Origin of the sequence: Limosilactobacillus avistercoris, from assembly GCF_014836425.1 — a bacterium.
Taxonomy (GTDB): domain Bacteria; phylum Bacillota; class Bacilli; order Lactobacillales; family Lactobacillaceae; genus Limosilactobacillus; species Limosilactobacillus agrestimuris.
The window spans coordinates 65,668-81,496 of the sequence record NZ_JACSQW010000001.1 but is presented as its reverse complement, the minus strand read 5'-3'; the positions used below and the strand labels follow the sequence as shown (position 1 = coordinate 81,496).

The window sequence follows — 15,829 nt, the reverse complement described above, 5'->3', positions numbered from 1 at the left end:
GGCTTCAAAGTTTAGATTTTCAATACTTTGAAGCCTTTTTAGATGCTATGAATTTTGACGTAATTATACTGTAGCATAGTTAAGATCTGCTCGCCCTAAAGAATACAATTGCTTGGACGAGTGCAAGGAGGGCGATTACCCAGCGCATTAACTTGGCAGGAATATAACGCAAAATAATTGGGCCTAAGTAACCACCGATAAACATTCCGGTTGCCATTGGAAATGCATCCCACCAATATATTTTTGATGTAAATGAGTAAATAATTAGGGCAACCAGGTTCGTGAACCCACAGACTGCATTTTTGATCGCATTCGCTACTAAAAAGTCTTCATCCGTTAAGTATGTTAGTAAAACTAAGATTACAATCCCACTTGCCGCACCAAAATACCCGGCATATCCACCAACAATTACCAGGAGGAATATATACAGGGCCTTTAACCACTGTGGTTTTTGGTGAGTTAAGTCTGGCTGGTGTTTTCCTGAAATAAGAATCATTGTCCCAGCAATCAAGATAAAGAAAGGAACAACCTTTTCAAAAACTTTACCAGGAAAGGCGAGTAGCAGGATGCATCCCATCACAGAACCGATTACGGTGAAAAAACCGTAAATCCATACTTGTCGCCAGTGCCCATGGAGCTCCCGACCAGACGCGAATACTGAACCAAGGCTATTCCAAATCAAAGCCGCATCATTCGTAACGTTAGCATAAACCGGTGCTACCCCAACGCTTAGGAGTAGTGGATAGGACGCTAAAGAAGCAAATGAAGCTGCAGAAGAGAGGATCCCCGCAACCACTCCACCAAGTAATAAGTAAATTAACGTTCCAACTGACGGGATACTTGCCATTTTTCTCTCCTTACCTAACAAGAATTACTCATTTTTTATTCTTACAAAATCGGTGATAGTAACCGGGAAAAAGTTTGTTTAAACCGCAGCCACCGTGACTGGTTAGCAAACATCTCTGGCGTAATCACTCGTGAATTACGAATATCATTTATGAAGATCCGCTCCAACTTATCTGTCATATCACGATCATAAATAAAGCAGTTAATTTCAAAGTTTAGCTTAAAACTCCGAAAATCAAGGTTAGCAGAACCTACACTTGCCATCCGACTATCGATCATAATCGTCTTGGAGTGTAAGAATCCTTCTTCATAAAAGTAGATCGTAATATCGTGATTCGCTAGCACCCGTGCATAATACTGGGTAGCCCGATAAACAAACGGGTGATCTGGTTTACAAGGAAGCATGATCCGTACATCTACACCCGAATGAGCTGCCACCTGCAGAGCATCAATTACACTATCATCTGGAATTAAATATGGAGTTTGAATCCAAATATGATCAGTTGCGGCATTAATTAACCGTAAATACCCCAATTTGATATTCTCTTGAGGTGATTCGGGACCACTAGAAACAATCTGTAGCGAAGTTTCATTTTCGAGTTGACTCTTATCAAGCTTAATTTCGGGGAAGAAGCGGCTAAAGTGGTCAATTCGATTATCCTTATGCTTAACAGAAGCGTTCCAGTCACGAATAAACCGTTGTTGGAGACTGTAAACTCCGCCACCAATAATCCGTAAATGCGTATCACGCCAAGGGCCAAACTTCTTCACTCGGCCAAGATATTGGTCACCGACATTAAAGCCCCCAACATAGCCAATTTCGCCGTCAAGCACAACAATTTTTCGGTGATCACGATAGTTCATCCGGAAATCAATAAAGTTACTGTGGGTCATCAAGAATGGCGTTGCATAGCCGCCACGTTTGCGAAGAGCATTGTAGAAATCCGCACGAACCCCCATTGACCCCCACGAATCATAAAGGACACGAATTTCGACACCCTCTGCTGCCTTTTGTTCTAGCAGAGTTCGCAATTCGTTCCCAATTTGATCGTTATAAATAGTATAGAATTCAATATTGATACTCTTTTGTGCAGCTTCAATATCATCGAAAAGCTGCCGGAATAACTTATCGCCCTTAGTATAAATTTTCACGTTATTGTGGCGAGTCAAGAATGCGTTGTCCAGGCTTTGGAAAAGCATCACTGTCCGCCGATACATTTGAACAGTAGAGTGTCTTGGCTTAGGCATATTTTGAAATTGAAGCTTTTGTCGTTCAACTGCTTGCTTAAGCTTCAGCTGTGTTTGGGACTTAATTCGTTCCAAGCGTCGTTGTGGTAGCTTTCGGCCAAGAAACGCATAGAAAATAAATCCCACAACAGGAAGCAAAAGGAGCACAAGGAGCCACGCCCATGTTGCCGCAATATCACGTTTTTCTCTAAACACAGTAAATAGTGCCGCGATCTCGTTAATAGCAATAATTGCCAGCAATCCCCATTTAATAATGCTCCACGTTAGTATCATCACGACACCTCCCTTATTTTTTAAATTCTAACTCAATAATTCAAGATAACCAACGGCAGTCTCTAAAAAAGTTTATCTGTCTTATAATTAGAAGTAATGATTCTAAGAAATGGGGTAAAAATATGGCAACAACTTATCTTCGCCGTGCAAAACTAGCAGATCTAGATAAAATAATGGAAATCATTGAAGAAGCACGAGCATTATTAAAGCAAGACGGCAGTCCCCAATGGCAGGATGGTCACCCCAATCGCAAAGCCATCGCCACGGATATTTCCCAGGAAATAAGTTGGGTCCTAATTGTCGGTGACCAAATTGCCGGAACTGCCGCCCTTCAGCTTACGCCTGATCCGACATACCAAGATATCCATAATGGTCAATGGAAACAACCGAATGAACTCTACGCAACAATCCACCGGGTCGCAATCTCAAGCAAGTACCGCGGCCAAGGCCTTTCTAAACTCCTTTTTAGTAACCTTATTACCGTTGGCCAACTACAAAAACGATCTAATTTCCGTTTCGATACTCATGAAAAGAACCAACGAATGCAAAAAATCGCACAACATTTCGGCTTTATCCGTCGTGGTGAAATTAACGTTGTTGATAAAAACGATCCCAAGCGAATTGCCTTTGAATTAAACCTTCATCGTAATTATAAAATTCATAAAGTCACTAACAACTTTATGAAAAGACTGCTAAAATAGACAGTGTGAGATAAATTTATTTATTTTATAGAAGGGGTTTTATGCAGTACGCAAAAAACGATCTTGGTCATTTAGTTCGCAAACATAATGAACTAATTAATAAGATTCAAAAGATTCATCCAGAAATTGCTCAGTAATCGAATCGTTTTAAAACCGGATGATGATTTTTGGAAAATGTACTTAAATCAACAATGGTTACCAACAAGTACAGCAATTCAAAGCCGACTCTTTCGACTTCAAAAAGAATTCTTTGACCTCGACGAAGAAGCTGGTTTGATTGAAATTAAAATTAAACACCTTAAAGAAAATGCTGCCTAGTTTGTTTAAAATATGGGCCCCAAAACTCGGTTTCCCAAGCTTTGGGGTCCATTTACGTACTATAATTCGACTATTCCAACGTTGACTTTAATCACAATGCAAGGCTAATTCGTAATCCTCGATCAACTTTCTTCATCACTGAAGGACTAAGGTGATCAATCCGGTCCATTAACCGTTGCTTATCAATCGTCCGCACCTGCTCTAGTAAAACAACAGAGTTTCGCGGGATCCCGGTCACTTCTGTAGTTAACGGAACATGGGTCGGCATTAATTTCTTCTCTGAATGAGTTGTAATTGGTGCCACAATTACGGTTGTACTAAAGTGGTTTCCCACATCATTTTGGATAATTAAGACTGGCCGTTGACCGCCCTGCTCTGAACCCACGACAGGCGACAAATCAGCATAAAAGATGTCGCCTCGTTTTACTTCTTTTTCCTTCATTCGCTAGTATCCCTTCAGATCAAATGGTACATCATTATAGTTAATATAGAAAAAAGGAGGATGGAAAAAAACAAAATATTTTTCTCATCCTCTTTTTGTCACTAATAGTCTCCGAACTTATAGAGTCTAATCGCGGGAATTAACTGAGGGACTCGAGCCTAACTACGAACGACTCTGACGATTTCATCATCATTCATCGTTCTAGGTTAGTCAACCGTCCCTCCGAGAAAGTTAATTCCCAGCTTCTCCTTAGAGTCTACTGATTACTTATCTTCTTTTTTGTCATCAGTTTCCTTCTTGTCGTCGTCAGCCTTTTCTTTTTTCTTTTCATCAGCTGACTTGTATTGTTCGCTGTCATCCTTAGTAGCGTCCTTAGCGTCGACAATTACCAACTTACCATCCTTCATTTCAGCAACTAAGTGCTTTGCATCAAGGTGGTCAAGGTAGTAGTCAGTAACCTTATCACGAATTTCACGTTCAATTACCCGACGAAGTGGACGAGCACCCATTGCTTCATCGTAACCTTCATCAATCAGGTATTGCTTTGAAGCTGGGGTAACCTTAACGTCCATGCCCTTCTTAGCCAATGTCTTATTAACTTCGGCTAACATTAAGTCAACGATCTTCTTCAAATCTTCCTTACTCAAACTGTGGAATTCAACAATGGCGTTAAACCGGTTCAAGAATTCAGGACGGAAGTAATTAGTTAACTTCTTGATCAAGTCTTCTTCATCATTGTCATTACCTAACTTAACTGGAGCATCGTTAGAGTAACCAGCGTTAGATGTAGCAATAATGATTGTGTTCTTGAAGTCAATGGTGTTACCTTGACCATCAGTTAAGCGACCATCATCAAGAACTTGGAGCAAGAGGGTAATAACTTGTGGGTTAGCCTTTTCAATTTCATCAAGCAAGATAATGGAGTATGGGTGACGACGAACCTTTTCAGTCAAGGTATTACCGTTATCATTGTAGCCAACATATCCTGCAGTAGCACCGATCAACTTAGAAACAGCTGTCCGGTCTGAGTATTCTGACATATCCAAACGAATAATGTCGTTCTTGCTACCAAACATATCAAGGGCTAATTGCTTTGCAAGTTCAGTCTTACCAACACCAGTAGGTCCTACGAAGAGGAAGCTGCCAATTGGTGAGTCCCCTTCATCGAATCCAGCACGGTTACGACGAATAGCACGAGCAACGGCTTCAACAGCCTTGTCTTGGCCAATAACCTTGCCTTCAAGACGCTTGTCCATGTCCTTCAACCGTTCAACATCACTAGCACCAATCTTAGAAACTGGAATACCAGTCATTTGTTCTACGGCATTAGCAACATCTTCTGGAGTTGCAGTAACCTTGTCGCTTTCGGAGCCTTCCTTCAATTGCTTTTCAAGATCAGCAATCTTTTCCTTAGCGGCTTGAGCAGCCTTGTAGTCTTCCTTCTTAGCTGCTTCCTTTTGCTTCTTCTTTTCGCCTTCGATGTCCTTTTCAATTTGCTTTGCATCGTGTGCTGGGTGCTTAGCTGCCAAGTGAGCAGCGGTCATATCTACCAAGTCGATAGCCTTGTCAGGCAATGCCCGTTGTGGCATGTATTGAACTGAGTAGTCAACTGCGGCTTGGAGAACATCATCTGGTAACTTAACATTGTGGTGACGTTCGTACAAGTCACGGATACCCTTAAGAATTGCAACAGTATCGGCCTTGCTTGGAGCGTTAACTGTTACTGGGTTGAACCGCCGTGCCAAAGCAGCATCCTTCATAATAGTATTCCGGTATTCGTCTTGGGTAGTAGCACCGATAACGGTAATCTCTCCCCGTGACAATGCTGGCTTCATGATATCGGACATTCCCTTAGAACCATCTGCATCACCAGCAGAACCAGCACCAATAATTTGATGAATTTCATCGAAGAAGAGGATAATGTTTCCAGCCTTCTTAACTTCATCAATTAACTTTTGCATGTTTTCTTCGAAACTACCACGGTATTGAGTACCAGCTTCAAGGCTAGAAACATCAATACTAATAATTTCCTTATCCTTGATTGCTGCTGGAACATCGCCAGAAACGATTGCTTGTGCAAGACCTTCAACAACAGCAGTCTTACCAACACCAGCGTCACCAACTAGTACCGGGTTGTTCTTTGTCCGCCGACTCAAAATTTCAGCGGTTTCTTGGATTTCCTTATTCCGGCCAATAACTGGATCAAGTTCGTGACGACGAGCTTCTTCAGTCAAGTTCCGTCCTAACTTGTATAAGATACTTTGCTTACCTTCGTTAGGTTGTGGACCTGGTTTTTGTGGAGCAGCGCCACCTGGTAACTTACCTGTTTGCCGATATTGAGCAAATTCTTCAGGAGTGACTTCTCTACCATTGATGAGGTAGCGGCGGTTGTCAGAATTGAAACCATTCATTCCACCCATCAATTGATTAAAAATGTCGTTCATGTCTCCGTCAAATGGGTTCATTGGATTTTGTGCCATAAGTACATTCCTCCCTTAATTTTCCTCAATCAAATTAATAAAAAATTTATTGTTATGTTTATTATAGGTGTTTTACTAGCTTGAAGCTAATATAACGCATCATGCTTTAGTTTAAATAATGTTCTTCTAATTCTTTCAGGACCTCCCACATATGTTTATGCTGTGCCTGAGCTAAAGCATCTAAATCCCTTAAATTCAGCGGAGTTGCACTCGACTGTGGTTTATTAAAGGATTTGTGTAAAGTGGTGTAACCGTATCCGGAACGCTTGGATACTTGATAAATCGTTAAATTATGGACTTCCAGGTATTGCTTAATATCAATCCGCATATTCTTCACTTCCTTTACATTAATAATTATACCACATCTGTGATATAACACAAGTGTGAAGCATCAAAAAATTCAAAAAAATTTTAAATGCTTATTGACTTTAATTAAAAATGGATTAGAATATTAGTAATCTCTTAATCAATTGAGGAATGAATAATTTAGTATCCTTGTAATCCCTTTTCTTTTGTGTGCTAACATTCCATTCCCGGATATCCCCCAAGTATCTGGGAATTACTACTTTACTCATTCCAATTCAGTAAAAGGACAATGACAACTTCTGTCACTGTCCTTTTATTTTTATGAAAATTTAATAAGAAATCTCTAGGCATTTTTATTGCGTCCCTTTATCTCTTCGGGCATACTTAGGGTAGTTAAATGAAAAGTCATATTTATGTATTTATAAGAAGGAGAAGCAATTATGAGTACTTACAAAGTAAAGGCCACAAAGACTACTACTGGAATGCAAGTTGCTGCAGGAACACGAGGATTTGAAATTACCTTTGACGAGCCTGGAAGCACTAATACGGGGATGAATCCTGTTGAAATCCTCTTAACATCATTTGGCGCCTGCCAAGCAATTACTGCTACCGAATTAGCCCGGAAGCGGAATTTCGATCTTCAAGCTTTCTGGGTTAACATTTCTGGTGATCTTGGTCATGAAAACGTGGGGAACGATGATAAACGGTATAAATTTACCGAAATTCGTTACACACCACATTTGCGCAGTGATGAATCTGAAGAAGATATTAAAAAGTTCCTCGCTGATGTTGCTCGCAAGTGCCCGGTAGAAAATACCTTGGCTTACGGGACAAAGTTTGTCGAGAATGGCTTCGTTGTGGAAGACTAGGAGAGTATAAATGTCTTACATTAAAAGAGTTCGTGATAAGGTTGGCCATGAGCCGCTAATCATGACCAGTGCTTCAGGGGCACTATTAAACTCTAATCGGCAGGTGCTCCTGCAAGCACGAGCCGACACCGGTGACTGGGGATTTCCCGGTGGTTACATGGAATATGGTGAATCTTTTGCTGATACTATAAAGCGAGAATTTAAGGAAGATGCTGGTTTTGAGATTACTCCAGTTAAGTTACTTAAAATTCAAGATCAGAATTTCTATACCTATCCAAATAGGGATAAGGTTCAGCCAGTTAATGCCTTCTACCTCGTTAAATTAGCCAACCAGGAACACTTTGCTACTAAACCTGACGAAACAGTTAAGGTCCAGTACTTTGATCTCAATCAGGAACCGCCAAAGTTCTTTAATGAGCAACATGCAGAAATGTGGCAACTAATTAAAGCATATACTAAGTAAAAAAATCGTCTTGGCATTTCGTCAAGGCGATTTTTAGTTACATCCCCTCACGAATCATCCTCTCACCAAACTATAACTATGCTAGAATTGGTATATTACTAGTCGTGATAAGGAGAGAGAATATGATTTGGACATGGGATGTCATTCGGCGCATCATTGAAGTGCTTTGGCTAATTAATATTGGTTTCGCTATTTGGACGGTTTTTAGAAGCAGACGGGATATTGCAGCCACTTGGGCTTGGTTACTCGTTCTTTCAATATTTCCGGTTCTTGGTTTTATCCTTTACATGTTCGTTGGGCGGCAATTATCACAAGATGATATCTTCACCATCCAAGAAGAACAGGCAAAGTACCGCGATACCTTCATGAAAAAGCAACATGAATTGCTAGAAAAGCACGAACTGCTTCCCAAGAGCAACCAAAAGCCCCGGGCACGAATGCTTGCTAACCTGAATCTTAACAATGACGATGCTCCCTTAACCTTTAATAATCACGTTGAGGTCTTTACCGATGGGCACACTAAGTTCGAACAACTGGTTGACGACATTGATCATGCAAAAAAAATAATCGATGTTGAATACTATACTTTTTATGCTGATCACCTCGGAAACCGAATCCTCGATGCACTAGTCCGTGCGGCAAAACGTGGTGTTAAAGTTCGTGTGCTGTATGATGCAAGTGGTTCTCATGGAACGAAACCATCCTTTTTTGAACCATTAGAAAAATTAGGTGGAGAAGCTCAGGCATTCATCTCTAGTTCAGATAAGTGGTATACCTCACCACGGTTAAACTACCACCTTCACCGAAAGTTAGTAATTATCGATCATAATATTGGTTACATTGGTGGTTTTAACATTGGGGATCAATATCTTGGGGATAGTCCCAAGTTTGATTACTGGCGAGATACTCACTTACGGGTTGTTGGTCAGGCTTCAGTAATGATGGAAGTTCGTTTTGCGATGGACTGGAACACTACTTGCCGAAAGACTCACCAACCTCAAATCTCAATCGAGAATGAACTGAAAAACTTCACTATTCAGTACCCTAAGTTAGATGATCCTGAAGAAGTACCAATGCAAATCGTTTCTTCAGGCCCTGATAACCAAGACTTTGCAATTCGTCGGGGTTACGAAGGAATTATTGCAACTGCAAGAAAATACGTCTATATTCAATCCCCTTACCTCATCCCTGAAGATTCAATCCTTGAAGCACTGATTATCGCAGCAAAGAGCGGAGTGGATGTCCGAATCATGGTTCCTTGCATGCCTGATCACCCCTTTGTTTACCGGATGACCGAATATTACGCTAAATACCTCGTCCAAAATGGGGTTAAGGTTTACCGCTACGATAATGGCTTTATCCATGCTAAAACAATGGTTAGTGGTTCAAATATCGCGTCTGTTGGTTCAGCTAATCAAGACTACCGAAGCTACAAACTAAACTTTGAAGTCAACGCCTTTACCTATAGTTCCAAGCTTTCAAGTAAGCTCAAGAAAATCTTTGAAGACGATCTAATAAACTGTACCCCAATGACAGAGGAATACTTTGCCAAGCAATCACGGTGGCTAAAGTTCAAGCAACAATTCTCCCACCTCTTAGCACCGATCTTCTAAATTACGGGAGGAAGAAAAATGACTGGAGAAAATGCTAAACGAATTAAAGATGTTTTAATTGGAATTCTTGTTATTATCGGAGTTCTTGCTGTCCTTCCAGCACTTGTTACCCTAATTATGACGGTCTTTTCTGGACTTATTACTGGCTTTTCATTTGCTTATATTGCAATCGTTGAAATGATGAAATACTGGTCAGTTAACATCTGGACAAGTTTCTTTTACCTTGGATTACTAATCGCTGAAATTGGTCTTTTAATTATCATCATCCCTCTTATTATTTGGGATGTTAAATGGCTAATTAAAGCAGTAAAGTGGGTAATTAGCGTGATTAAGCAACGCTTGGGAGGTAAGTAACAATGAAACGAGCAATTAAATGGGGTAGCATCATTTTCGTTTGTGGATTAATTATTTCTGGAATTGCTTACCTTGGGCATAAACAACCATTTGATCCAATGACGCCAATTGAAGAATCACAAGCCAATAAAGATGTCATTACCCGCAAACAATTCTTAAAGATCGATGTTACTGCTAGTTCAGCTGATGTAATAATTAAGCAAGGACAACACTATACCGTTTCCTATTACGGTAAAAATACCCATGCTGTTCGTGCTCGGGTTAAGGACGGGGTTCTCAAAGTTACCCAAACACCCGTTACACATTCAAAGTTTAGTAATTTTCATATTGGGAATAACTCTGATGATGAGCGATTTATAATTACTGTTCCTAAAGGGAGCACGATTTCTAAGATTAAGGGACACGTTAATAATGATCTAGTCATTAACCGTGTTCCAATAAAAAAGGTCACCCTTGATAGTAATAGCGGTGATATTAGTGTCCTTAATAGTGAATTTGACAGTGGAAAAATCACAACAGCCAGTGGTGATATTTCTATTCGGCGTTCCTCACTTCTCAATACTAAATTGACGGCACAGAGTGGTGATATTGATTTAGCTCAAACATCCCTTACCAAGGGAAATGCCACCCTTTCTTCTGGTGATTTTAACGGTCACCGGTTAACAATTACCGGTCATTACACCGTTACTAATCAAAGTGGTGATAATACAATTATCAAATCAAAAATTGATGGCGCCAAACTCACAACCACGAGCGGTACTAACAAATTAAAACGACGAGTTAGTGATGGTGGTTCCCTTGAACAAAAACTTGATTCACCAAATATTGTTTTTCTAAAGAGTATTAGTGGAGATAATACGATTAAATAACTAGGCTACTTAAATTCGAAAAGGACCAGTGAAAATGTTTTTCACTGGTCCTTTTCATTAGGACTTGTTTAAGTTTTTAGATTGATCTTATTCTAACTTATTAGTAGATACCGTCGTAAGCCTTTTGATAGAGGTCAATGATTTCTTGCTTAGTACCCTTCCGTGGGTTAGAGAATGCGTTACCATCCTTTAAAGCATTTTCAGCCATCAATGGGAAGTCTTCTGGCTTTGCGCCAATTTCCTTGATTGATGATGGGATACCAACAGCCTTGCACATTTCTCTCATTCCATCAATTGACTTTTGAGCAGCTTGCATAGTAGTTAAACCAGTAGTGTCATAGCCCATGATTTCAGCCAATTCTGCAAACCGTTCTGGACAAGCAATGATGTTGTACTCTTCAACGGTAGTAAGCAATAAGGCACAACATACACCGTGTGGAGCATCATATTGACCACCAAGTTGGTGAGCCATTGCGTGAACATAACCTAAGTTAGCGTTATTGAAGGCCATTCCGGCAAGCATTTCTGCTTCAACCATCTTTGTCCGGGCTTCAATATTATGACCATTAGCAACAGCTTCAGGCAATGCAGTTTGGATTAATTGAATAGCTTCCTTACATTGACTATCAGTGATTGGGTTGTGATCAACTGAAACGTATGGTTCAATTGCTTGAACAAAGGCGTCACAACCAGTAGCTGCAGTAACTGACTGAGGAACATCTAACATTAACATTGGGTCATTGAATGATACCAATGGAATATTACGCCATGAAACAACAACGAACTTCAGGTGATCCTTTTCGTTAGTAATAACAGCGTGACGAGTTAATTCTGAACCAGTACCAGCAGTTGTGTTTACAGCCATTAGTGGTGGTAGTGGGTTCTTCAAAGTTTCAATTCCGGCTAACTTAGTAATATCATCACCGTTAGTCAAAATAATTCCGATTCCCTTACCACAGTCATGAGCTGATCCACCACCAACAGTGATGATTGAATCACAACCTTCATCTTCGTACATCTTCTTACCAGCCTTGATGTTCCGAATCTTTGGGTTAGGTTCTACACCAGTGAAGACAGCATAGTCAACACCAGCCTTTTCCAGTGATGCAAGAGTTTGCTTAACTGGACCGTTATCAATGGCAGACAAGTTATCTTGGGTAACAACCAATACCTTATGCATACCAAGCATCTTAGCACGGTCACCAATCTTTTCAATTACTCCTGGGCCAAAGAAGTTTACACTAGGCATCAGAAAGTCAAATTGTCTATTCATTACAATAACCTCCTCAGATCAATTGAATACGATTTCATTATGAACCATTGTGAAGGCCATTGCAAATTACAATTAGCTAATAATAATTAGAATATAGACATATTTACTCATTTGTTTCATTATAAGATTTTTTAAGTTAATTGCTTAGCTCTTCTTTGTTAAGTCTTTTTCAAATTCAGCCCGTAAAAGTTGCGCAATCGGATCATAGGTATGGAGGATCCGGTCAACCTCTGCCACTGAATCGGTTGGACTAATCTTTAATTGAGGATTGATTGCCATTTGTTTCATGTGAAACCCGGTAATTACTAAACGCATCGCAATCTGTGCCTGTGCTCCGCCATGAGCACCAAACGTTACTAAGCTTACTAGTTTATCCTTCCACTCGTTTGCCAAGTAATCCAAAGCGTTCTTAAGAACTGCAGGATAACCCCAATTATATTGTGGGAAGACGAAGATTAGTCCATCATAACTTGAAATTAGCTTACTCCATTCACGGGTATAGCTATGATCATATTGACCAAGTGCTGGGATCTTACTTTCATCAAGAAATGGTAAATCGAGGGCCTTTAAGTCGATTTCATTAAATTCAATCTTGGTACTTTCTGACAACTGTTTTTGCAACCAATCGGCTACTTGCTTACTCCGACGACCTGGACGGGTACTTCCAATAACTATTCCGACTTTTTTCATTAATATCACTCCCAGTTTAAATTATTTCAATTTAATCATAACCAGATTTTGCACTAAAAACAAAGAAAGCAGCTCCAGTGAAGCAGTCTCACTAGAGTTGCTTTTCACCAGTTTGTGGTAACTGTTGATTATCTTGAGTTGTCTTCTTAGTTTCGTCCCCCTTTTCTTTATCAGCTTGCCCTTTTGATGCTAGGGAAGTTATCTGAATATCACCTTGTGAAGCACCTGTATCTGAAGTGTTTTCTGTGGATGAATTACCAAGGTTGTCTTGAGCTGGGCCTTCCGGTTGGTTTTGATTACCTGGATCTTCTGAAGTACCTGGACCTTCTGTTTCGCCTGAATCTCCTGGCTTATCCGGGTTCACCGGCTTGTTCGGATCTTCTGGCTTACCTGGATCCACTGGTTTATCCGGAGTTACCGGCTTGTCATCTTTCGTGTAGCTAATTTCTACCACGACATCCTTAGTATCAACACTCGGAGTTTCTGCAGCAACCTTGTCAATTGATGCTGTGTAACCATCAACCTTTTCTGGAATAAATTCATCCCAAATTCCATTTCCATCAACAACCCATTCAATTTCACTAATAATTGTTCCATTGAGCGGGTGCTTAGTAACATGTTTTACAAACGTTACTGTCTGAGTAATGGTCTTCAGAGAACCATCTAGCATTGCAACCTTAATTATCCGGTTAACTGTCTTTGTTTCAGCATCCACTTGGTGAGCATGATAAGTAACATGATGTTCTTGATCTTTAGATTCACTTGTCACTTCTGATTGTTCAATCTTGTCGATATTTGAAACATGACCATCATATGTTGGGACAACAAACTCTTCAAAGAATGCCCGTGTCCAGTCACCATATTGTTTTTCACCAGTCTGCAAATTCGTTTTTACTTCTCGAGTTAATGTAACTGCGTGATTAACTTTTTCGATAGTTCCATCTGGATGGTGAAGATAAATTACCCGGTTAATAACCTTCTCCTCGATTTCAGTCTTAGAGTCCGCCTCGTAACGTACTTCAACTACTGAATCTTCAGCTTCTGGAGTTACTGTTAATTCCGGTACTAAGCTTATGCTTGGTTTCTTACCGTTAATTTCCGGAACCGTAACTTCTGCGAATGACTTTTCACCTTCACGCTAGCCCTCAGAAATCACTTCGCCAGTCCATAGGTTAATGATCTTTTCGTATGTGAAAGTAACCTTTTGTAGTTCTTCCTTTGTTGAACCATCCGGTAAGATGTACTTGATCACCCGGTTAACTGTCTTTTCACTAGTCTCTACCTTATTTTCAAGGTAGCTGATCTCAACTTTTTGGTCTTCTGCATTTACATCTGGAGTTACTGCAGCCACTTGGTTAATGTTTGCTGTGTAGCCATCAATCTTTTCGGCAGTATATTCTTCCTAACTAGCGTTACCATCAACCTTCCAGTCAGTTTCCTTAATAGTACTTCCATCAAATGGGTTTCTGGTAACTTCCTTAACAAAAGTTACAACCTGGTTAACCGTCTTTTTACTGCCATCAGGCATTGTTATCGTAATCACCCGGTTAACTGTCTTCGTCTCAGTGTCTACCTTGTAAGCAGCATAGTTAACGTCAAATTTTTGGTCCTTTGTGTTTCCATCTACTTCCATTGAACCAATCTTGTCAACATCTGAAACGTGACCATCAAGGGTAGGAACCACGAATTCTTCAAATTGCCCGGTTGTCCAGTCACCATATTGTTTTTCACCCGTTTGTAAATTCGTCTTTACTTCCCGAGTCAACTTAACAGTCTGAGTAACCGTCTTCTTAGTGCCATCCGGATAGTGAAGGTTGATTACCCGGTTAACAACCTTGTCTTCAATTTCAGTCTTGTAATCCGCCTCGTACCGCACTTCAACTTCAAAGTCTTCAGTATGGTGATGAACCACTACCCGAGGAATGTACCATTTATCTTTATCTATTCTTTTTTTTACCGTCAATTACTGGTGGGTAGTAATCATCAAGGGCAAATCCATTTTCATGACCCCAAGCACCGTAAATAATTTGCCCATTAGCCTTCTTAATTATCTGACGGGTAAAGATAGCCGTTTGTGGAATCAGTTCAATCTCACCATTTAGCTTGATTAATTTAATTGTCCGAGTTACCTTCTTTTCTTCAATCATTACTTCATCTTGTGAGTAACGAACTTCTTCAACCCAACTCTCAGTTTCTGGGTTTGCCGTAACTTGCCCTATTTCCAGCCGGTCTGGCACTACTCCGTCAACTTCTTCAGCTTTGTAACCATCAAAAGTATCCTTTTCAGTTACCCATTGGCCCTTTGTTTCTTCTTGTGTCCACGGGTCAATAATAACTTCACGGGTGAAGGTAACTGTCTGAACGATATCTCTAGTTGTTCCATTCGGTAAGTATAATCGAATTGTTCGTGTAATCGTCTTACTTTCAGTTCTGACATCATTCTTCTTCATTTGCACAACAACTTCTACTGTTGGTGAGTTACTATTTACAGTTGCCCCCGTAATTACTTTATCTTTGGCGGAGTAACCATCCTTCGGTTCAACAACATAGTCCTTGAAAGTTAAACTTGGTTGCCAATCCTGAATAATTTCTTCTTCCTTTGTGTACTTGTCGTACCTTATCTTTCTTGTAAAGGTTACTATCTGACGGTCTAATTCTTCCCTCCTTGTTCCGTATTGACCGTAGATAATTTGTTCAACCTGCTTAGTTTCCTCATACTCTTCAACAAGGTGACGAACATGAATATCAATACTCTGGTTAGGGTCGCCTGTTACTACAAATTCGTTAGGTTGACCGCTACTCTAATCCCGCAGGTAAAAGACTAACAATTTCAGCTAGTGTTACCTTATCACCTGGCTTCTTACCGTTAAGGTGAACAGTGTGAATTACAAGATTATAATTATCCCGATCTTGGAATTTTATTTCCACGGCTTCCTTTTCCTGACCTACTTCTGAGGAAGGGGCCTGGTCACTAGTAATATTCCCTGAGCCAACTTGATCCACCTGTTCTGGAGCAGTACTTACTTCTGGTTGTGCGGCAGATGCCACCGGAGTTTGTACTGCAGCTGCTGAATCTGCCACCAC

Annotated in this window: 18 protein-coding genes and 2 pseudogenes; 7 read left to right on the top strand and 13 right to left on the bottom strand. The window is 40.3% G+C overall.

Annotated elements, in window-relative coordinates; genetic code table 11:
- Positions 1-79: 79 nt before the first annotated feature.
- Entirely contained in the window at positions 80-847 is a 768-nt protein-coding gene (locus tag H9564_RS00435; protein WP_191683624.1) for a sulfite exporter TauE/SafE family protein, read from the bottom strand.
- Between the two features lie 41 nt (positions 848-888).
- On the bottom strand, positions 889-2,367 hold the full coding sequence (gene cls / locus H9564_RS00430) for a cardiolipin synthase (protein ID WP_191683623.1): 1,479 nt from the start codon (positions 2,365-2,367) through the stop codon (positions 889-891).
- A gap of 122 nt (positions 2,368-2,489) precedes the next feature.
- On the opposite strand from cls (H9564_RS00430), the gene H9564_RS00425 reads away from it, so the two are divergent.
- Together H9564_RS00425 and H9564_RS00420 are read left to right on the top strand one after the other, a co-directional pair.
- The gene (locus H9564_RS00425) at positions 2,490-3,068 is read left to right on the top strand and encodes a GNAT family N-acetyltransferase (protein WP_191683622.1); all 579 of its coding nucleotides are present in this window, start codon (positions 2,490-2,492) and stop codon (positions 3,066-3,068) included.
- A 174-nt stretch (positions 3,069-3,242) separates the two neighbouring features.
- Complete coding sequence (locus tag H9564_RS00420; protein ID WP_191683621.1) at positions 3,243-3,386, top strand: hypothetical protein; 144 nt, start codon at positions 3,243-3,245, stop codon at positions 3,384-3,386.
- Positions 3,387-3,477: 91 nt separating this feature from the next.
- Here the strand turns inward: H9564_RS00420 and H9564_RS00415 are convergent, their stop codons facing one another.
- The 3 genes from H9564_RS00415 to H9564_RS00405 form a co-directional block, all read right to left on the bottom strand.
- Positions 3,478-3,828, bottom strand: coding sequence for a type II toxin-antitoxin system PemK/MazF family toxin (locus tag H9564_RS00415; RefSeq protein WP_191683620.1), 351 nt, complete (start codon positions 3,826-3,828; stop codon positions 3,478-3,480).
- A 263-nt stretch (positions 3,829-4,091) separates the two neighbouring features.
- Positions 4,092-6,308, bottom strand: coding sequence for an ATP-dependent Clp protease ATP-binding subunit (locus H9564_RS00410; RefSeq protein WP_191683619.1), 2,217 nt, complete (start codon positions 6,306-6,308; stop codon positions 4,092-4,094).
- A 106-nt stretch (positions 6,309-6,414) separates the two neighbouring features.
- Positions 6,415-6,636: a transcriptional regulator gene (locus H9564_RS00405; RefSeq protein WP_191683618.1), complete on the bottom strand. Its 222-nt coding sequence runs from the start codon at positions 6,634-6,636 to the stop codon at positions 6,415-6,417.
- Positions 6,637-7,054: 418 nt separating this feature from the next.
- On the opposite strand from H9564_RS00405, the gene H9564_RS00400 reads away from it, so the two are divergent.
- The 5 genes from H9564_RS00400 (at position 7,055) to H9564_RS00380 (ending at position 10,782) form a co-directional block, all read left to right on the top strand.
- The gene (locus tag H9564_RS00400) at positions 7,055-7,483 is read left to right on the top strand and encodes an OsmC family protein (protein WP_191683617.1); all 429 of its coding nucleotides are present in this window, start codon (positions 7,055-7,057) and stop codon (positions 7,481-7,483) included.
- Between the two features lie 10 nt (positions 7,484-7,493).
- A complete protein-coding gene (locus tag H9564_RS00395; RefSeq protein ID WP_191683616.1) occupies positions 7,494-7,946 on the top strand; it encodes an NUDIX hydrolase in 453 nt (150 codons plus the stop codon).
- A gap of 122 nt (positions 7,947-8,068) precedes the next feature.
- On the top strand, positions 8,069-9,559 hold the full coding sequence (gene cls / locus H9564_RS00390) for a cardiolipin synthase (protein WP_191683615.1): 1,491 nt from the start codon (positions 8,069-8,071) through the stop codon (positions 9,557-9,559).
- A gap of 18 nt (positions 9,560-9,577) precedes the next feature.
- Positions 9,578-9,913 (top strand): hypothetical protein, encoded by a 336-nt coding sequence (locus tag H9564_RS00385; RefSeq protein WP_191683614.1) that lies wholly within the window; start codon positions 9,578-9,580, stop codon positions 9,911-9,913.
- A gap of 2 nt (positions 9,914-9,915) precedes the next feature.
- Positions 9,916-10,782, top strand: a complete 867-nt coding sequence (locus H9564_RS00380; RefSeq protein ID WP_191683613.1) for a DUF4097 family beta strand repeat-containing protein — start codon at positions 9,916-9,918, stop codon at positions 10,780-10,782.
- 100 nt (positions 10,783-10,882) lie between these two features.
- Here the strand turns inward: H9564_RS00380 and H9564_RS00375 are convergent, their stop codons facing one another.
- From H9564_RS00375 to H9564_RS00345, 8 genes and pseudogenes are all read right to left on the bottom strand, one after another.
- Complete coding sequence (locus tag H9564_RS00375) at positions 10,883-12,055, bottom strand: iron-containing alcohol dehydrogenase (protein ID WP_191683612.1); 1,173 nt, start codon at positions 12,053-12,055, stop codon at positions 10,883-10,885.
- A gap of 144 nt (positions 12,056-12,199) precedes the next feature.
- Positions 12,200-12,745 carry an NADPH-dependent FMN reductase gene (locus H9564_RS00370; RefSeq protein WP_191683611.1) on the bottom strand — a complete coding sequence of 182 codons (546 nt, stop codon included), beginning with the start codon at positions 12,743-12,745 and terminating at the stop codon, positions 12,200-12,202.
- 91 nt (positions 12,746-12,836) lie between these two features.
- Positions 12,837-13,733 (bottom strand): mucin-binding protein, encoded by an 897-nt coding sequence (locus tag H9564_RS00365; protein WP_449826295.1) that lies wholly within the window; start codon positions 13,731-13,733, stop codon positions 12,837-12,839.
- A 24-nt stretch (positions 13,734-13,757) separates the two neighbouring features.
- Positions 13,758-14,096: pseudogene (locus H9564_RS09400) on the bottom strand (mucin-binding protein); the annotation flags it as partial.
- A gap of 51 nt (positions 14,097-14,147) precedes the next feature.
- Positions 14,148-14,657, bottom strand: coding sequence for a mucin-binding protein (locus H9564_RS00355; protein WP_191683608.1), 510 nt, complete (start codon positions 14,655-14,657; stop codon positions 14,148-14,150).
- A gap of 25 nt (positions 14,658-14,682) precedes the next feature.
- Positions 14,683-15,195 carry a mucin-binding protein gene (locus H9564_RS00350; RefSeq protein WP_191683607.1) on the bottom strand — a complete coding sequence of 171 codons (513 nt, stop codon included), beginning with the start codon at positions 15,193-15,195 and terminating at the stop codon, positions 14,683-14,685.
- Positions 15,196-15,489, bottom strand: a pseudogene (locus H9564_RS09395) (mucin-binding protein); the annotation flags it as partial.
- Between the two features lie 52 nt (positions 15,490-15,541).
- Positions 15,542-15,829 (bottom strand): hypothetical protein, encoded by a 288-nt coding sequence (locus tag H9564_RS00345; protein WP_191683606.1) that lies wholly within the window; start codon positions 15,827-15,829, stop codon positions 15,542-15,544.